22 protein-coding genes and 1 riboswitch are annotated in these 18766 nt (G+C 41.3%); of the genes, 4 read left to right on the top strand and 18 right to left on the bottom strand.

Annotated features, from left to right (window positions below):
• Window positions 1–169: 169 nt before the first annotated feature.
• The 3 genes from CHI10_RS10045 to CHI10_RS10035 all read right to left on the bottom strand — a co-directional run bounded on the left by CHI10_RS10045 (window position 170) and on the right by CHI10_RS10035 (window position 2058).
• A complete protein-coding gene (locus CHI10_RS10045) occupies window positions 170–970 on the bottom strand; it encodes a peptidoglycan-binding protein (RefSeq protein ID WP_095244155.1) in 801 nt (266 codons plus the stop codon).
• A 338-nt stretch (window positions 971–1308) separates the two neighbouring features.
• A complete protein-coding gene (locus CHI10_RS10040; protein ID WP_095244184.1) occupies window positions 1309–1692 on the bottom strand; it encodes a VOC family protein in 384 nt (127 codons plus the stop codon).
• An 87-nt stretch (window positions 1693–1779) separates the two neighbouring features.
• A complete protein-coding gene (locus CHI10_RS10035; RefSeq protein ID WP_095244183.1) occupies window positions 1780–2058 on the bottom strand; it encodes an ArsR/SmtB family transcription factor in 279 nt (92 codons plus the stop codon).
• A 176-nt stretch (window positions 2059–2234) separates the two neighbouring features.
• On the opposite strand from CHI10_RS10035, the gene CHI10_RS10030 reads away from it, so the two are divergent.
• Window positions 2235–3239, top strand: coding sequence for a DUF3231 family protein (locus CHI10_RS10030; protein ID WP_095244154.1), 1005 nt, complete (start codon window positions 2235–2237; stop codon window positions 3237–3239).
• Window positions 3240–3316: 77 nt separating this feature from the next.
• Here CHI10_RS10030 and CHI10_RS10025 read toward each other — a convergent pair whose 3' ends face one another.
• The 3 genes from CHI10_RS10025 to CHI10_RS10015 all read right to left on the bottom strand — a co-directional run bounded on the left by CHI10_RS10025 (window position 3317) and on the right by CHI10_RS10015 (window position 5215).
• The gene (locus CHI10_RS10025; protein WP_095244153.1) at window positions 3317–4195 is read right to left on the bottom strand and encodes a glycine-rich domain-containing protein; all 879 of its coding nucleotides are present in this window, start codon (window positions 4193–4195) and stop codon (window positions 3317–3319) included.
• Window positions 4196–4329: 134 nt separating this feature from the next.
• A complete protein-coding gene (locus CHI10_RS10020; RefSeq protein ID WP_095244152.1) occupies window positions 4330–4710 on the bottom strand; it encodes an FAS1-like dehydratase domain-containing protein in 381 nt (126 codons plus the stop codon).
• Window positions 4711–4738: 28 nt separating this feature from the next.
• Entirely contained in the window at window positions 4739–5215 is a 477-nt protein-coding gene (locus CHI10_RS10015; protein WP_095244151.1) for a GNAT family N-acetyltransferase, read from the bottom strand.
• 185 nt (window positions 5216–5400) lie between these two features.
• Here CHI10_RS10015 and CHI10_RS10010 point away from each other — a divergent pair, with 185 nt between their 5' ends.
• On the top strand, window positions 5401–6180 hold the full coding sequence (locus CHI10_RS10010; RefSeq protein WP_095244150.1) for an ABC transporter ATP-binding protein: 780 nt from the start codon (window positions 5401–5403) through the stop codon (window positions 6178–6180).
• A 2-nt stretch (window positions 6181–6182) separates the two neighbouring features.
• Complete coding sequence (locus CHI10_RS10005; protein ID WP_095244149.1) at window positions 6183–7829, top strand: hypothetical protein; 1647 nt, start codon at window positions 6183–6185, stop codon at window positions 7827–7829.
• A 135-nt stretch (window positions 7830–7964) separates the two neighbouring features.
• Here the strand turns inward: CHI10_RS10005 and modB are convergent, their stop codons facing one another.
• From modB to CHI10_RS09965, 8 genes are all read right to left on the bottom strand, one after another.
• Complete coding sequence (gene modB / locus CHI10_RS10000) at window positions 7965–8621, bottom strand: molybdate ABC transporter permease subunit (RefSeq protein WP_095244148.1); 657 nt, start codon at window positions 8619–8621, stop codon at window positions 7965–7967.
• Window positions 8622–8624: 3 nt separating this feature from the next.
• Complete coding sequence (gene modA / locus CHI10_RS09995) at window positions 8625–9416, bottom strand: molybdate ABC transporter substrate-binding protein (protein ID WP_095244147.1); 792 nt, start codon at window positions 9414–9416, stop codon at window positions 8625–8627.
• Between the two features lie 136 nt (window positions 9417–9552).
• A complete protein-coding gene (locus tag CHI10_RS09990; RefSeq protein WP_179288994.1) occupies window positions 9553–10368 on the bottom strand; it encodes a cytochrome c oxidase assembly protein in 816 nt (271 codons plus the stop codon).
• Window positions 10355–10855 carry a DUF2243 domain-containing protein gene (locus tag CHI10_RS09985; protein WP_095244146.1) on the bottom strand — a complete coding sequence of 167 codons (501 nt, stop codon included), beginning with the start codon at window positions 10853–10855 and terminating at the stop codon, window positions 10355–10357. Before CHI10_RS09985 ends, CHI10_RS09990 begins: the two co-directional genes overlap by 14 nt.
• Window positions 10856–11050: 195 nt before the next feature.
• Window positions 11051–11617 (bottom strand): DUF4256 domain-containing protein, encoded by a 567-nt coding sequence (locus CHI10_RS09980; protein WP_095244145.1) that lies wholly within the window; start codon window positions 11615–11617, stop codon window positions 11051–11053.
• A gap of 396 nt (window positions 11618–12013) precedes the next feature.
• Entirely contained in the window at window positions 12014–13276 is a 1263-nt protein-coding gene (locus tag CHI10_RS09975; RefSeq protein ID WP_095244144.1) for a cation:dicarboxylate symporter family transporter, read from the bottom strand.
• 113 nt (window positions 13277–13389) lie between these two features.
• Window positions 13390–13540: riboswitch (cyclic di-AMP (ydaO/yuaA leader) on the bottom strand.
• Between the two features lie 222 nt (window positions 13541–13762).
• Window positions 13763–14371 (bottom strand): dienelactone hydrolase family protein, encoded by a 609-nt coding sequence (locus CHI10_RS09970; protein ID WP_095244143.1) that lies wholly within the window; start codon window positions 14369–14371, stop codon window positions 13763–13765.
• A 150-nt stretch (window positions 14372–14521) separates the two neighbouring features.
• On the bottom strand, window positions 14522–15475 hold the full coding sequence (locus CHI10_RS09965) for an NAD(P)H-dependent flavin oxidoreductase (protein WP_095244142.1): 954 nt from the start codon (window positions 15473–15475) through the stop codon (window positions 14522–14524).
• Between the two features lie 349 nt (window positions 15476–15824).
• Between CHI10_RS09965 and CHI10_RS09960 the strand changes: the two genes are divergently transcribed.
• Window positions 15825–16358: a GNAT family N-acetyltransferase gene (locus CHI10_RS09960; protein WP_095244141.1), complete on the top strand. Its 534-nt coding sequence runs from the start codon at window positions 15825–15827 to the stop codon at window positions 16356–16358.
• A gap of 82 nt (window positions 16359–16440) precedes the next feature.
• On the opposite strand, the gene CHI10_RS09955 is transcribed toward CHI10_RS09960, so the two are convergent.
• From CHI10_RS09955 to CHI10_RS09940, 4 genes are all read right to left on the bottom strand, one after another.
• Window positions 16441–16863, bottom strand: a complete 423-nt coding sequence (locus CHI10_RS09955; RefSeq protein ID WP_095244140.1) for a VOC family protein — start codon at window positions 16861–16863, stop codon at window positions 16441–16443.
• 56 nt (window positions 16864–16919) lie between these two features.
• Entirely contained in the window at window positions 16920–17558 is a 639-nt protein-coding gene (locus tag CHI10_RS09950; protein ID WP_095244139.1) for a hypothetical protein, read from the bottom strand.
• Complete coding sequence (locus CHI10_RS09945) at window positions 17542–18096, bottom strand: sigma-70 family RNA polymerase sigma factor (RefSeq protein ID WP_095244138.1); 555 nt, start codon at window positions 18094–18096, stop codon at window positions 17542–17544. The genes CHI10_RS09950 and CHI10_RS09945 overlap by 17 nt, the downstream gene beginning before the upstream one ends.
• 160 nt (window positions 18097–18256) lie before the next feature.
• A complete protein-coding gene (locus CHI10_RS09940; protein WP_095244137.1) occupies window positions 18257–18490 on the bottom strand; it encodes a hypothetical protein in 234 nt (77 codons plus the stop codon).
• Window positions 18491–18766 lie beyond the last annotated feature (276 nt).

Below are 18766 nucleotides of genomic sequence, written 5' to 3'. Positions count from 1 at the left end.
TACAAAAGTGATGCAATTCACTTAATCAAATAAACTTACAAAAAGTTTAACAATCTGTTGAAATCCTTAATCTCTGCAAATTTAACAGGTATGATAAAGAATTTCCTTATAACCCAAACTTTTAAAATAAACAAAGCCCGCACTACTATTAGTGCGGGCCAGCCCATACCTATTCGATTATTTCCACACGTACGCTTTTTCTTCCCCACTGAAGGGCATCGCCCTGGCTTGGAATGAACACATCGATTGAATTTCCATTGATGCCTCCGCCTATGTCTGCTGCTATTGCAGTTCCATAGCCTTCCACTTTTACGATGGAGCCAAGCGGAATGACACTTGGGTCGACTGCAATCACTTTCGCATCAGGGTACTTTTTTAAATCCAGACCCATCCTGGTCACACCTGAACAGCCTTCACAACTCGCTGTATATGCTGTGCTTTCCACAGTCATTGTTTTACCTGCCGCTGTGCCGCGCTTCGCCTTTCGATCAAGCGCTGCTCTCGTTGCAGGTCCGGCAATTCCGTCCGCAGCCAATCCCTGCTGTTTTTGAAAGCTCTTGACAGCGCTCACTGTACCATTTCCATAAATACCATCTAAATTAGCTTTATAGTGACCTGTTTGTTTTAATTGATATTGAATTTGGATGACCTGTTTTCCAATGTCCCCATATCTCAGTACTTTTAATGCGTGGTTTGTCTGCGGTCCTGCAATACCATCAGCCTTCAAATTGCGCTTACGCTGAAAATCCTTGACGGCTTCCACTGTGATAGAACCATAGTATCCTGTTGATGTATGGTATGGGAATACCCCTTTTGTCATCAGATAATCCTGCAATTCCGCGACATCAGATCCTGATGATCCTTTGGCAAGTGTCCGATCCCCAAGCGCCGCTTCTGTAAACGAAGGAGCAGCCAGCATGAGAACCACAGCCACGATGGCCATCAGCATGTTTCTAAATCTTATTAACATTAAAAAACCCTCCCCAATTTCTTTTGATATAAAAGAATTCGGGAGGAAATGACATTATTCGAGTGTAGCAAACAGAATCACAACGTTCGTCCCTCTATCATCCATTATATTGCAATAATGTGTTCTAATCTGTCTGCGTATATATTACCCAATTCTATGAGAAGAAGCTGAAGACCTTCATCTTCAGCAATTTGAGCTATTTCCAAATATCCATGTACATTTCTTGTATTTTTTGTCATCAACAGCAAATTAAATCAAGAGATAGCCTCTTCATTCAGATAACACTTCATTCCACCAAAGCCTTATTTATATGAAAAAATTTCTTTTTCCTTATAAAGCTATTTCTGCGCTATTTGAATAAGATTCCCACACGTATCATCGAATACAGCCAATGTGACGTCCCCCATTACTGTTGGCTTCATAGTAAACTTCACTCCGTGGTTTATTAATCGTTTATACTCTTCGTGAACATCAGCAACGCCAAACATTGTGGCCGGAATTCCTTCTGCAAAAATCTTCCTTTGATATTCTGTGGCAGCCGGATGTACATTAGGTTCCAGCAAGAGCTCCGTACCATCTTGATCTTCGGGAGAAACCAGGGCGATCCACCTGTGTTCCCCGACTGGGATGTCATGCTTTTTTACAAACCCCAGCGTTTCTGTATAAAATTTCAATGCCTTCTCCTGATCCTGGACGAAGATACTGGTAACAATAACTTTCAACATGTTTTTGCCTCCTGTGATATTTGCGGCGGGCTGCCAGCAAAGCCGGTACATATTCTGTTAGGATCCCTATTCCGCTTTTATAAATTACTCTAGCCATCTTTTCAGCAAGTTTTTAAGTGGCTGGTTATTAAAAATAATTACGCGATATTTTCCCTTTCGTTCGGATCTGATTAGCTGTGCCTCTTCCAATACAGCAAGATGCTTAGCTATCGCCTGCCTCGAAATGGAAAGGCCATGCTTCATAATGAGTCGAGCCGTCAGTTCATATAGCGTCATCTCTTTGCGTTCGGACAACTCGTCCAATATAAGCCTTCGTGTTGAATCACCAAGTGCTTTGAATATAGCGTCTTTGTCAAAATTCATATTAAAATTATAAGCAACCAATTGGTTACTTGTCAACAAACGCAACTTAAAAGTTGCACAAAAAATGTGCCGCATCAATCTTGGAAATCGCACCGAGAACATGTCTAAGAGGTTTAATCCAAAGAACTGCATACATCATTCTGTGTTAGTAAAAAATACTAAAGAGGTGAGCACAATTGGAAAATGATAATATCAAGCTTACAGCTTCCGAAATAGGAACACTATGGGGGGAGTATGTAAACGGAACAATGACCGAGATCGTAAATAGGTATATGATTTCAATTATAGAAGATGAAGAAATAAAACAAGTTTTTGAAATAGCCATTAAGACAGGGGAAAAGCAAAAGAAACAGCTTGTTTCCTTCATCGAGAAGGATGGATTTCCAGTTCCCATTGGGTTTACAGAGTCCGACCTCAATAAAGGTGCAGGGAAATTGTTTTCAGACATATTCTGCCTAAATTATTTACATATTATGACTATCCATGGATTGTTAGGTCATACAACCGCTTTATGTGTTTCGGTCAGAAAGGACATACGGGAGTTTTACAACTCATGTGTAGATGATGCCAAAAGCATGTACGACTTAACCATTGAGCTGCTTCTGAAAAAAGGAGTTTTTCAGAGAGATCCCTATTTTTATCCTGCCGAAAGCCCTGAAATTATTACTGCAACAGACTTTACTGATGGATTTTTCGGAAAAGGAAGACGTTTATCTTCTACAGAAATAATCAGTATTTCCCTTAACATTAAAAAGGGAGTTATGGCAAAAGCACTTTCAATCGGATTCAGCCAAGTCACAGAGTCGAAAGAGATTAGGAAATTTTTTGAGGAGCTGGAAAAAGCCGCCGATGAAAACCTGCAGGCCCTTTCAAAAATATTGCACAAGGATAACTTGCCAGTCCCAACTTCATTGGAATCAGAGATTACCACATCAAAGGACTCTCCATTTTCCGATAAATTAATGCTATATCATATGGGTTTCCTGGTTCAAACCGCACAAGTATATTACGGGACGGGCCTAGCCGGATCCATGCGGACAGACCTGGCCTTAGCTTATGAAAAAGCAATCCTGAAATCATTGGGAATCACCCGAAAATGGTTCGGTATTATGGTGAGGAACAAGTGGTTAGAACAGCCTCCTCTTGCTCCCAATAGAAAAGAACTTGCACAGGATAAATAAGTTATCCCCTCATTTTTGTGAGGGGTTTTCACTGTCCGACAGATGGCCTGAGCCGCGCCTGGCCTCTCGTTTCCGGCTTAATCTCCTCCCCCGCCGCAGCTTGAGCAGGAGCTGCAGGAACTGCAGGAACTGCCCGAACCGCAGCTTGTACCGCTTGATGAAACCTTGCTGCTGATTTTCATGTAACTGGAAAAATCATCATAATGAAAATACGATACAGATAAAAAAGGAACCAGCATTGCGTTATAGTTTTGCTGATTTTTCCTTTTTCTCATCATTTCTTGTATGACGCTTTTTTCATAGTTTTTTACTTTCTTTGCTGTTTTTTTCATGGCAGAAATGAGCGAGAGCACCGTATTCATGTATTGGCTATCGCTCTTAAAATAGAGCTCTTTTAGTTCATTTTCCGGCAAATTCTTAAAATCATCAATTATATTTGGAGGTACAGGGAATCTGTAAAACCCCTTATAAAGATGGATATTTTCCTTTCTTATGAAAAAGAGCTCACCATACACCCAATCAAAAAATCCGCGCAAATCAGGTTGAGGCAACTGGTTTAGATTTGGACTATGATGAAGAGTGCCTCCCAAATATCCTTTTGAAAAATCATTATACTCACGGGTAAACATGAGCATATGATGCCACAGGCCATCGACTTTTTCACTGAACATAGGGGACTCTTTTAAAAGAGAAGTCATAATAAAGTAGAGTTTTAAATCCAGCAGACGCCAGCTGTACTCATTTTCTTTTAGCTTAATTTCTTTCCTTACCCTCTCTTCTACATTTCCCATATAACTGCTGCTAAGAGATTTCTCCAGGTGATCACTTAGCTTTTTCAACCCTTTAATCGGTTTTATGTCTAAAGATTTCGGAGATAAACCAAATTTAAATGAGAGTTTCTTTCGCAAAAAGAAAATAAACCAGATAACCACTGCAAGTAGGAGTAACCAGACCATGTAATCCCCCTTTTACCCTTTCTTTGTTACTATTACGAATCCCATTGCCGGAAGTTCCATATTTTCGCAATATAATTTCCTTATCACAAAAAGAAAAGGCTGCCTTAGCCGGCAGCTGCCCAGATATGTACCATTTAAGATAAAATCACACCCGCAAAATTCCCCTTCAGGACTTGTTTCTCATTCTGGTTTGTACAAAGGAAAGATGCGGCTATGGCCATTCTATTTTGATCCTTCTCTTCATATCTATCGATCGTTACTTCGCAAAGAATTGTATCTCCTGTAAAAACAGGTCTCAAAAACTCAAAATTCATCGTACGTGCCAGCACATTTGCGTCACCGCCTATTTTGGTCGGCAGAGTGGCCGTTAATAACCCTTGTACCACAATCCTTCCCTGTTCATCCGGGGTTATATGGTGAATTCCTTCATCACCTGAAATCTTTGTGAATAGTTCAACATCCCTTTTGGTAAAAGTCCGTTCAAACGTAATTACGTCCCCAACATTTAATGGCATAAACATCCCCTCCGAAGGTTTTACAATATTAGCTCAGTACCTTAACCAATTCAATTTCATCTCTAATCGGAATACCATCATTTCCAATTAAGGGGATCTCAGGCTTTACCTTTCTTGCTTCCTCAACCGCATTATGAATAATCTTGGACAGGAAAAACCCTCGTTTCTGATAAAACTTCAATGCTAATAAATTATCATTGGTTGTTATAAGTTTTACAATTCTACAATTTTTCTTTTTAGCAAGATTTTCAACTTCCTGCACTAACGATGTACCTATCCCCTTGCCTTCTTCCGTACTATCCAAAGATATAATTTCACATTCCGTATTTTTAATTATGTAGGTTATTAAGCCAATGATTTTGTCTTCATTTAGAACAGCAAAACCATCTAATGCACTGCAATCATAAACCCCACTTGAAATAACCATTTCCGGGCTTTCCCAATGCAGCTTAAAAAATTCTATTATTTTATTTTTCGGTAAGTCCTCAACTGTGTAAATATTCATTTTTAGCCACCTTAAATGTTATCAAGTCTATCTTAATTATCTTAAATGGTCATCCAGTTCACAACCTTTTTATTCCATTTCACTTAGAAGGAAGCCCAATTGAATTCCTAAATCCCCTATAGCAAACAGCAGCTCTAATGTTACAATGGAATTAATGGAATATTTTAGGAATGGGGAGTTAGATGATGGAGGACGTTATATTAGAAATTAATAATTTGAGAAAGAGCTATGGTCCGAAGTCAGTGCTCAACGGTGTCTCTTTTGGGGTGAAACGCGGAGAGATCATCGGATATATCGGCCCGAACGGCGCTGGGAAAAGCACCACTGTCAAGATCATGCTTGGCATTGAAGATGACTATACTGGACAGGTCAACATCTTTGGCCGGGATATTTCAGATGGAGATATCGAGTATAAAAGAAAAATAGGATATGTTCCTGAAATTGCGGAAGTGTATGATAATTTAACCGGCCAGGAATACTTAACCTTTGTTGGTGAATTGTATGGTCTTGATTCCGGCCTTGCCAGCAATAAGGCAAAAAGCCTGATGGAGCTTTTCGGCATAGGGGAAGTCTATCATTCACGGATCGCTTCGTATTCAAAAGGAATGCGACAAAAGCTCCTTATTATCTCGAGCCTGCTGCATGATCCGGAACTTCTCTTTTTCGATGAACCCATCAATGGCCTGGATGCAAATAGTGTCATGATATTCAAAGAAATCATGGCGCAGCTCGCCGAACAGGGGAAAACGATCTTTTATTCCTCACATATCATGGATGTGGTTGAAAAAATCAGCAGCCGCATTATTCTCCTGCATGACGGAAGAATCGCAGCAGACGGCACCTTCGATGAGCTAAAGCAGCAAAATACGGAAGGTTCACTCGAACAGATCTTCAACCAGCTTACGGGATTCAGTGAACATAAGGAACTTGGTGCCCGGTTTGTGTCAGCTGTAAGGGAGATGTAGGGATGCAGGACTATCGCACTCTTAAACTATTGGATCGTTTTGAGCGGGTTTTTTATAGCTTTGGAGTAGATTACAAGGTTATGAGGAGACTCCTGCAGGTAAAGCTGACGATGGATGGACGGCGCGTGCCCACCATTTTCTCGCAGAATGCAAAAAAAGAAAACAAAGAAAAGAATAATCAGTACATAAAATCTTTATGGGTTTACGTATTGTTCAGTTTGTTCTTAATTCCATTTGTTCTTATGGGAGACAATTACCTATTCCAGATGAGCCTTTTTTACGGGATTTTCACCTTTTTCGTTATGACCTCCATGATTTCCGATTTCTCTTCGGTATTATTGGATGTCCGGGATCGAAACATCCTGTTCCCAAAGCCAGTCGGCCGAAAAACAATCAGCACGGCAAAATTGGTGCATGTTACGATTTATCTTTCTTTCCTTACCATTGCGCTTGCGGGTATCCCTTTGATAGTGGGACTATTCAAAAATGGGCCCTTATTTTTCCTCCTTGCTGCCGTAAACATCATCCTGATTGATTTATTGGTTGTTGGTTTAACCGCATTGATCTATTTATCAATACTGCGATTCTTTGATGGGGAAAAATTGAAAGATATCATCAACTATGTCCAAATCGGGCTGTCCCTGATGATCATGGTCGGCTATCAATTGCTTATACGGTCTTTTGAGTTCATTGACTTAACGGTCTCTTTCCAGCCTAGCTGGTGGCAGGGATTCATTTTCCCAATGTGGTATGCCGCAAATATGGAAATGTTGCTGAAGGGGGCTTTCGAGCCGGTTTATCTCCTTTTTTCTGCATTATCATTCCTAATTCCGATCCTGTCCATCTGGATTTATATGAAATTTACCGGCACCTTCGAGCAAAGCCTGCAAAAGCTTGCTTATCACGGAAAAGCCAAAGAAGCAAAGCGGAGTAAAGCAAGGCAAATCCTTCTTAACATCATTTGCCGCTCGCCGGAGGAGAGAGCCTTTTTTCGCTTTGCCGGCAGCATGATGAAAAATGAACGGGACTTTAAACTGAAGGCCTATCCGTCACTTGGTTTTTCCATCGTGATTCCGTTTATTTTAATCATAAATACTCTCCGTGAAGATTTTGGACAGCTATCTGACAGCAAGTCCTATATAACGATTTACTTTAGCTTGATCATTATTCCGACCATCATGATACTTTTAAAGTATTCAGGAAAATATAAGGGTGCCTTTATTTACCGGGTTGCCCCTCTCGAATCGTTAAAGCCGGTGTTCAGCGGCACCATCAAGGCATTTATTTTTAAATTATATCTGCCGGTCTACCTTATTCTAAGTGCACTATTCCTTTTCCTGTACGGGGCAGGAATTCTGCCGGACCTTATCGCCGTATTTATCAGTGCCTGTCTATACGCAGTCATTTGTTTTATGGTATTAAAGAAAGCCCTGCCCTTTTCGGAATCGTTCGATGAATACAACCAAAACGGAAATAGTGCCATTATCTTTGGATTGATGCTGTTTGTAGCATTACTTGCAGGCTTGCATTTCGCGAGCACTTTCTTGCCATATGGAATCTATCTGTATTTGGGGATATGCAGCATTGGTCTCATAACTTGCTGGAGTCTGGCTTTCAATGTTACATGGGAGAAGATTATCAAAGGATGATCCCCTGGAGAATTCAGGAGTACTGGATCAACATTTAAGCTGCCACTTTTGGCGGCTCTTTTTTATCTGTCACCTGCTATTTTGTACGAATTAAAGCCTTCAAAAAAAATAGACATCCCGAAAAAGGATGTCTTCTTATGTTTTAATCAGCTGAACAAAAACTAACATGATAAATGATATTCCGATCATACACGCAACCCATAACCAGGCCATCTCCATATTGCCAGAATCAATGGCTACATAAATAGCGGTTGGAATCGTTTGTGTTTTTCCCGGAATATTGCCGGCAAACATTAAGGTAGCTCCGAACTCTCCCAATGCCCTGGCAAAGCTTAAGATGCCGCCTGAAATAATGGCCTTGTATGAAAGAGGGATCGTGATATTCATAAATAACTGAATATCATTCGCTCCATCTACCCGTGCCGCATTTTCAATGTCACGATCAATCGCTTCAAAGCCTGTCTTGGCAGACTGATACATAAGAGGAAATGCGACAACCGTCGAAGCAATAACAGCGGCCCACCAGGTAAACATAACTGGCTGTTTAAAAATAAACTCAATGAATTGGCCTGCAAAACTGTTTCTTCCAAAAATGACAATCAGCAAGAACCCTACAACAGATGGCGGTAAAACTAATGGCAACAGAAAAGCGGTCTCCGCAAGGGCTTTCCCTTTAAATCTTTTATTTGCCATCGTCTTACCTGTGATAACGCCCAGAATAACGGCTAATATTCCTGAAACAGAAGCAATTTCGGCAGATAATAGGACTGGTGACCAAAAATCAGTAGACATTTATTATTTCAATCCTTTAAATCCATACTCTTCAAAAATACCCATAGATATTTCATTTTGAAGATAATCATAGAACAGCTTAGCTTCCTCTGGATGACTTGTATCTTTAATCACACCCAAAGGATAAATGATAGGGTTGTGAGTGTTCTCATCTGCCGTGTCCACCATATCAACCTTTTCAGATATTAACGCATCCGTTTTATAAACAATTCCGGCATCCACATTATTAGTCTCTACATACGTAAGGACCTGGCGGACATCTTTGGCAGGAACCACTTTTTCTTCTACCTTGTTCCAGATATCCATATTCTCTAATAATTCCTTTGTATATTTCCCGGCAGGAACCGATTCCGGTGTGCCGATGGACAACTTATCTGCCTGAGTGAGATCATGAAACGAATCGATTTTCGAATCCTTTGGCACCACTAGAACAAGCTCATTCCCGACCAGGTCCATTCCATTCTTCTCTTCAATCAGCCCGTCATTCACCAGTTTATCAAATTTATCCTCTGCAGCTGAAAAGAAAAGATCCGCGGGTGCTCCCTGGGAGATTTGCTGTTGAAGAGAACCTGAAGCTCCAAAGTTAAAGTTGATCCGCACATTGGGATGTTCTTTTTCGAACCTTGCTTCGATCTCCGTTAAGGCATCCTGCAGGCTTGCCGCTGCTGAAATAGTCAGTTCCACACTCTCTCCGGCTGCATCCCGCTGCTCTTCACCTGTATTTTCAGACTGACATCCAGCCATTAATAAAAAAAGGACCATTGATGAAAAAAATAACAGGAATTTCTTTTTCATTATGTATCTCCTTCTCTAAATAGTTATATCTAGTAATAATTAATTATAACTACTTAAAGGGACACTGGCGAATATAATCTTTTCCATTTGGAAAAATCCTTGCTCCCAGCCAACTCCTGAGTGTAGGTTATTTCCATCAAATTTTAGCGTGGTTCCTCTGTTTCGGCTGCTGCCACTTCCAATTGAATCCGCTTCTGTACCATTGCAGACAAAAAAGAAATATAAGCAGAATATCCACTGCGTCCCCGCCATAATACATGATCATGCCGCCGCTTTCCGCCTGTGCTGCCGGCACTCCAGCAGGTGGATTAGCATAAATATACTTTGAAAGAATCCCATGTCCCGCAAGAGCAGCCACTAATACAATGGCACGGTATATAAACGGTATCCGATGCGGGATCGGATCGAAGTAAACGATTGAAACAGTAAAAAGATAGCCCGCCAGGAAAACATGGAAATGCACGATAACTTGTAAAAAAATACTCCCATGCATTTGCGCGTAAAGTTTTGTTGTGTACAAAAACCATAGCCCGCCTATATTTAGGAGAGATGCAAAGATCGGATTGGTAAAAATTTTAGAGATCCTGCTCCTGAGCACTTTTGAAACCCTTCTGGCTAAGGGGACACTTAATGTCCGAAGCATGAGAGACACGGGATATCCAAGTGCCATGAGCAAAGGCGCAAGCATCCCTAAAAACAAATGACTAATCATATGCGCCGGGAAATCGGTATGGGCACGGTCTGCGAGAGGACCTGCGACTGATAGAATAGCCAGGAGAACTCCCATCACCCAGCAAACCGTCCGGTATACCGGCCATGGCGTGTGTTTCCTGCCCGAAGCCACAGCAGCTATCCCGTACAGAGCCAAAACGATCACAAATGGCATGGCCAGGATCAGCTGGGGAAAGATCTCAGCGGCAAAAGATGCATCACTCTGATTATGATGGGTCATGGGAAACAGCCCTTTCCCGCTGTTTTCTTCCTGCACGTATAAGAAGGGCACCGCCGACAATAATCATAAACAGCGCTATTATATTCCATACCAGATCGTAAAGGAAGACATTCTCGACATAACGAATCTGGTGAATCTGCATTAATTTATGCTGAATGGTCCCATCGTATAATTGAAACCCTCCTGCACCAAGCAGCATTCCTCCCCACCACCTCATCAGGCACAGTGCCTTCTTCCTGCGCAAATCAGCAAAAAGAAATAAGCCTCCAATGGTCGCAAACCAGCTGAAAGCATGAAACAGCCCGTCGGAAATCAGTCCAATATCAGTTGTGGATTTGTCATAAAAATGATGCCAGCGCAGCAGCTGATGAAAAACGGTCTCATCCATAAAGGCGGCAAACCCGATTCCAAAGAGTACACCAGACCAAATATTGCGTGCCAAAAAGGCAGAACGGTTTGGGTTCGCTTTACTTATTTCAGCAGACATTGCATGATTCCTCCCAGCTTCCTACTATGAGGTTTTGAATTCCTATACCCCTTTTTAGTGCAAACTATCAATCACCACCCGATTTTCCAGTAACAAAAAGAAGCGCGTTCTTTTACAAACGCGCCTCCTGGTATACCTTTTAAAATATGCTAAAGAAAATCCTTCTCACTGCAGGCAATCCGAGTTTCACTGAACCTAAACTCTCAGCGAGCCGCGGAACCCCCTTGCAGCATAGTAGGAATCAGCTCCATTGTGATACACAAAGACCGTGTCATAGCGGCGGTCACAGAAGAGAGCCCCGCCAAGTTTTCTGATATGAGCGGGTGTCTGTACCCAGCTCGATGTTTTCTTATCAAAAGCTTCAAGCTCCTGAAGCTCCCGGTATTGCTCTTCCGTTAAAAGCTCCACGCCCATGGCAGCAGCCATATCCATCACGCTGTTTTCCGGCTTATGTTTTTTCCTTGCTTCCAGTGCTTCACGATCGAAGCAAAAACTTCTGCGGCCCTTAGGACTTTCTGCTGCACAATCATAAAATATGTATTCGCCTGTCTTTTCATCATACCCGGCAACATCCGGTTCGCCTGCCGTTACTTCCATTTCATTCAGCGACCATAGTTTCTCAGGATTAGCCTCAAGCCTAGCTTGTACATCCGCCCATTTCAGCCCTTCATGCCTATGCATATTCTTTTCAAAACGTGCTTTCAATGTTTGTAGCAATTCATCCTGCTGCTCTGGTGACAGCGCTTTACTTCCCTTTGTCATATAAGTACCTCCTTTTTTTCTTCATTATAATATAATTATGACCCTAAAGGGCTAGTTGATAAAAGCTGGAGCCGCATTTACTTTGCATATTTGGCTGTTTCGTCGGTTTCCCTTTTTTTGTTTCCTGCTGCCCTTGACTCAAATCCGATGGTTTCACCTCCCTGTGTCCGAACCTGAGCCAACTTCTGACTCAAACCCGACGTTTTCACTCTCCTGTGTCCGAACCTGACCAAACTTCCGACTCAAATCAGACGTTTTTCCCTTCCTGTGTCTGAACTTCAACCAACTTCCGACTCAAACCAGATGTTTTCCCCATCCTGTGTCCGAACCGGAACTATCCCGCTACACAAAAAAAACACTAACAAACGAATACATTTGTTAGTGTTTCCCATTCTATTATGAAGCTTGTTGTTCAAATCTTTCTTCAGCTGGAGGGTTAAATTGCCCTTCCCACTTCGCAATAACAATTGCCGCCAGTGAGTTCCCCACCACGTTAACCGCTGTACGTCCCATGTCAAGGATACGGTCGATGCCGGCAATAAAGGCAAGTCCTTCTGCAGGCAATCCAATGGTGCTGAAGGTCGCCAGCAGCACAACAAAGGATACGCCCGGTACGCCAGCCATTCCTTTCGATGTAACCATCAGCACTAACATTAGCGTAATTTGCTGTCCGATGCTCAATTCAATCCCAAACATCTGGGCAATAAATAAAGAGGCAATCGCCTGATATAAAACAGATCCGTCCAGGTTAAAAGAGTAGCCTGTCGGAATAACGAATGAAGAAATATGTTTCGGACTTCCCGCTTTCTCCATTTTGTCCATAATTCTTGGAAGAACTGTCTCCGAGCTTGCCGTTGAAAAGGCCAAAATTAATTCCTCTTTGATCATCTTCAATAATTTAAAGATGCTGAACCCAACAATTTTGGCCATGACTCCCAGAACAACAAGAACAAAGAAAATCATGGATCCATATACAGTAAGCGCCAGCTTTCCTAATGGAATCAATGAGGCGAAACCATACTTGGAAATCGTAACACCAATTAAGGCAAATACCCCGATCGGCGCATATTTCATAAACAGGTTCGTTACATAGAACATCGCCTTGGCCGTACCTTCGAAAAATCTCAGAACCGGTTTTCCTACATCTCCGATTGCTGCGATTCCGAGTCCAAATACAACAGCAAAGAAGATAATGGCCAGCATATCGCCTTCAACCATAGCTTGTACCGGATTAGTAGGCACAATATGCAAGAACGTATCCGCTACCGACTTGCCCTCTTGCTCTTCATTGGTTTCGACATAGCTTGAAATGTCACTTTGCTGCAGGCTGTCCATATTCAGGCCGGCACCTGGCTGAAATACATTTCCGGCGATTAAGCCAACCACAATGGCAACCAATGTCATGCCGATAAAATAGGTCAATGATTTACCGCCAAGCTTACCAACGGATTTTAAATCACCTACACCAGCAATAGCAACGATTATCGTGGATAGTACAATAGGTACCACAATCATTTTAATTAAACGGATGAACAGATCGCCAAATGGCTGTAAGGCACTTTGCGCTGCTTCATTACCGTAAAAGATACCGCCAACCACAATCCCAAGGACAAGACCGATAAAAATTTGAGTGGCTAAACTTAATTTAATTCTTTTCATCAATTACCCTACCTTCTTGTTTAGTTTTAACTTGCTGTTCAGGCAAGGGAAACAAAGCTGATCTCAAAAAAAAGAAAATCGACAATTGTCAATTCACCCTGATTCATATTCTCTTATGTTTCCTTAAACGCTGACGAGGTTAGCTTTCGGGTTAGGACTGTGGAAACAGTAAGCCCTTCCATCTTTCGGATTCACCCCGTGCGGAAACTCCGCCGTAAATAATGGGTCCCCCGTTCTTAAAATAAGATTAAGCATAGAACACTAAATCATTATATTATCCCAAGATAATTTTTGTAAATAGTTAAGTATTCCCGGTATAAAACAAAAAAGCACTTGGCTCCACCTGCGCCAAATGCCATGATAGCCACACATGCTATCCCCGCTACATCTAAATTAGCATCTTAGTATTAAGAATATTGAACGGGCTTGTAAACTTTTATTAAAATCCCCAGGTGATAACAGTCACCGTTAGGGCTTCATACTATGTCAATCAATTTGCAATAAAAAATCCAGCGTCTTGCTAAATGCTTCTTGTTCTGATTTTGCATCATACCTAGAGGAATAAGGATCACAGAATCCATGTTTCCCAGTAAGTTTATCTGCTTTAATTTTCTTTTTCTCTAAAGCCAATACTAAATCATCAACATTAAAAGACTGCTCTTCCTGCGGAAAAAATAGCATGGCAGGACTCCGGGGTGTTATCTCTAAATAGTCTCTAATCCTTGAACCGTAGTATCCAACTACACCATCAACACAATCTTCCTCGCTGCACAGCCAGGCAACAGTTGCACCTATACTAAATCCAATGATATATATTGTTTCGTATTCATCTTTAACATCCAATAATAAATCTTTGACTTTACGTGCCGCTCTATCGAAACCAACATGTTCCATAAAGTGACGATAAGCGGCTTCCTCTTGAGAATAATCAAAAGGCATCTCTCGCTCTAATAAATTGGGGCATATCACATCAAAATTCTGCTTTGTTAATAATTCGCAAAAACTGTTTATATGTTGATTTATTCCATAGATTTCGTGGATTACGAGAATTAAAGAATTAGCATTACTATCATAACTATGACCCTTATTCTTCATATTTCTTCTCCCATTCATTTTTACACTTTATTCCATCAAAAGGTATTCTCCATTAATATGATTTAATCCTCCATCCTCTAAACACCCTTTTAGATCAAAAAAGAGCCGCCTATTTGGCAGCCCGACTTAAAGCAATGCACCATTATGAAATTAAACACAAGCTTCATATTCTCTTTTGATATTATGAATGATCGTCTGAACAGGCAGAATCTCGTTGATTTCATGGACTCTTGCCCCCGCAAATACGAGACCATTCTCACAGTCTCCCTCCATGGATGTGACCAGAGAATCCAATGTACAAAAGCGGTAGGAGCAGTTTTTCAGACAGTCGATGCACTTCTTGATTTTTACCTTTTTATTGTCAGATATTTGTTCAGTAAAGTTATTCTTAATGGCACGACCCTCCAAACCTACGGTGGTTTTCACCATAACGATATCTTCCTGCTTGGCATGTACATATTTTTCCTTGAAGGATAGGGGGGCATCACATTCGTGACTTGCGACAAATCTGGTTCCCATCTGAACACCGGAAGCCCCGACACGAATGGCATGCGCAATATCTTCTCCTGTCAGGATTCCCCCTGCAGCTATGACAGGAATCTTAACAGCTTCCACCACTTCCGGTAAAATATCGAATAACGGTCTTTCGGTCCCTAAATGCCCTCCTGCCTCATTACCCTCTACGACAACCGCAGAAGCACCCAGCCGCTCTGACATTTTGGCAAGCCTTGCAGATGACACAATCGAAATCACCGGTGTGCCGGATTCCTTGCCCCAATTGTACATATCCCTTGATATTCCTGCACCTGAAATAATGAAATCCACCTTTTCCTCAATGGCGGCCTTCATTTTTTCAGCAAAATCATTCATGGCAAATAGAACATTCACCCCAATATAGCCCTCACCATTGATAGCCGCCCTGGCCTTTCGTATATGCAGCCTTAACTCTTCTATGCTAATTCCTGTTCCTGAAATAATTCCAATCCCCCCGGCATTCGCAACAGCTGATGCCAGGCCGCTTAACGAAATACCAACGCCCATTCCACCCTGCATGATGGGAAACTCAGGCGTCATATGACCGATTTTTAATTGTGGAAATTTCAAAAGAACTACCCCATTTCATCGCCAATTTATTTCTTCTCCATTATTGTGCGAATGGGGTTAATTGAATAGTGACAAACATAATACCTGGTACTAAAATCAGGTGATATTTTCGCATTATTCACAGAATGTTCAAGAATTGCATCAGGAATCATCACCGCTATCCCGGACTATTCAAAAGTTCCTGATACAGTTGACCGCTGCAACATAACTAAATAAAATGAAAACATCCCAAATTGGAGGTTTTTGTTTGTTGAACTTATGTTTAGAGCTGGAGAAGTAACACTTTCTCCATGAGAAAGTGCCATTTATATTGAAACTTTATCATTATATAAAGAACAGGAGACTATAAATGGATATCATAATACGACAAGAACTCCCTGCAGACTATGACTTGACTGAAGAAATGGTAAAAGAAGCTTTTTTACATGAAGATTACAGCGACAAAAAAGAACATTTTCTTGTCAAAAGGCTCAGAAATTCTGATGCTTTTATTCCCGAGCTTTCTTTAGTGGCGTTAACTCAATCTAAAGAGATTGTGGGCCATATTCTTTTATCTAAAATCAAAATATCGGATGGTGAGAAAGCAGCAGATTCTCTTGCCCTTGCCCCACTTTCTGTTCGTCCCGGTTATCAAGGGAAAGGCATCGGGAGCCAATTGATACGCACTGCTCTTAACAAGGCAAAAGAGGCCGGATATCAATCCGTAATCGTTCTGGGCCATAAAGATTACTATCCAAAGTTCGGCTTTAAGCCAGCCAGCCTTTGGAATATCCAAGCCCCGTTTGAAGTGCCTGATGAAGTATTCATGGCTCTGGAGTTAACAGAGAATGCACTTAAAAATGCTGCCGGTGTTGTTCATTATTCAAAAGCTTTTTCAGAATAAAAGGCTGGATAAAAAAAGAGCTGCCGATCAAGCTTGTTGATCGGCAGCTCTTTTACCTATTCGTTGATCAGGGCATCGGAACTTATTCTGTAAATTCCCAAGCAGGATTCCAAACCACTTCCCACAAGTGTCCATCCGGGTCTTGAAAATATCCAGAATACCCACCCCAAAAAGTCTCGTGGGCTTGAACCGTAATAACGGCACCCGCACTCTCTGCCTGTTTCATTACCATATCTACCTCTTCTTTACTCCCAACATTATGCCCAATCGTAAATTCAGTTGGGCTTTTTCCAGTCTGATTCATATTGGTATCATGAGCGATATCCTTTCGATTCCAAATTGCCAGTTTTAATCCAGATTGCAGATCAAAAAATGCCACAGCACCATGTTCGAATTCTCTTCCTACTATGCCCAGTGTTGGAAGCCCAAGACCATTTTGATAGAAATGTAAGGACCTTTCTAAATCATCTACACCTAATGTGATAACTGAAATCCGCGGTTTCATATAAGACCTCCCAATAAACTTGCAAATCTTTGCGAAGAAAAGATCATAAAGCATCATCATTCATTTATATCGTAAATCAATTCATCAAATAACTCCCCATCCACATAAAGCAAAATAGCCCATTCTCCCTTTTTAGGAAATTTAACAGATGATGGTGTATGAGCATCCGCCCCGTTAATTGGACCATAAGCACGAATGGTCCATCCCATGCCATTTGTTAAAATGGGATGAACTGTCTGCGATTCTTTATGAAAGCCAACGATAGTCAAGTCTGCATTCTCAACGCCCCATAAATGCCACATCCACTTTTGGCCGTTTAAACTGGGCATGTCAGCGCCAATCACACCGGACTTGTTTTCATTTCCGATTATGCCCCTGTCGCCGAACTCCACAGCTTTTCTCTCCCAATCAATAGTGTCAAAATCGCTCTCTTGAACAAAATCCGGTATGTCCTCCGGCAGCGTAATTGAAGCGCCCTGCCTGACCGGAATCTCAATTGAAACAAAGAAAGCTAAGAGGCAGATGGCCAAAGTGGATATGGCAATTATAACGAATTTATGAGGCTTTTTTGGCTTCTCACTTCTATTGGAATGGAGCGCTTTTCTAATATTCATTTTTTGAAATTTCGTAAAGTGCTCGCCCTTATGAGTTGTCGAGTCCATGGCCCGCCGCAGCTGATTAAGCTTGCTCTCCATTATATCCCCGCCTCTCCATCATTTTTTTCAGCTTCATCCTGCCTCTGCTCAATCTCGTTTTGATCGTATTTTGGTTTACTCCTATCAGTCCTTGAATCTCTTCAATCGAGCATTCTTCATAATAATAGAGAGTAACAACTTCCCGGTACTTCACAGGCAAAGACAATACACACAAGGAAAGAAATTCTTCCTCGCTGCGCTTCAGCAGCTCCTTTTCCGGAGGCAATTCCTTCGATGAAAATAAAGAAAACAGGCTCGAATTAAGCACCACTTTCCGAAACGCATGACTCTTCAGGACATCCTTTGATCTATTAATAGACAATCGATAAATCCATGATTTAAAGGAGGTCACTTCATCGATTTTGTCATAATTTTGGTAACATGTGATGAATACATCCTGAACGATATCTTCCGCGAGCTTCCAGTCCTTCACGTAGTTATAAGCAAGCTTCGTGAGCCGTTCACCGTACTCATCCATTATCATCTCAAGCCAAACTTCACGATCTTCTAATGAATCATCATCCCTGATCCTTCTCACACTCTCCCCACCCCATTATCCCTTTAATGCTAAGACGAATGAGTTGAGTAAAGGTTTCATTTTTTTAAAACCATCTGCCCTTGAACCCCATCCCTAATTGCCTCTTCTAAGACCTGTTTATCCAAAAAGAAAAAGCCACCCGGATTGGCAGCTGCGTTGGTTATTCACTTTCCCTCATTGAAAACAAATAAAGAATTGCAATGATAACAGCAATAATAGAAGTAATAACAGAATATCGGAAAATAGTAAAAAAGAACTCAGGAAATGGTGTGATAATACTTGAAGTCATACCATCAACATCTGTTGTACTTTCGATTCGCTTCATAAAGGCGACCAATAAGAAAAAAGAACCAATAAATGAATAGATTCCTGTTTTCACTATGATTTTCTCCATTAAATCCCCCTAAATTGACTCATTATTTTTAAAATTCCAGTTATATAAAATTACTGAAATCCTCCCGTGTCCTTATTATCTCCCATTAAATAATTTGAGCTTTCCCCTGGCTTGGCGTTTGGATTTGTTGGGGTAAGAGGGTTATTATTGTTTCTCCTGCGTCTCCAATCAATAAACAAAGCAAATAGTATAATTCCAACAATAAAAATTAATAACCACCACATCATTTTCCACCCCTGTTAATGTCCCCTTTAAGTAGACATTCAAAAAAACCTC

Source organism: Bacillus sp. 7894-2 (assembly GCF_002272225.1).
Lineage (GTDB): Bacteria > Bacillota > Bacilli > Bacillales > Cytobacillaceae > Cytobacillus.
This window is presented reverse-complemented; position numbering and strand designations above follow the sequence as displayed.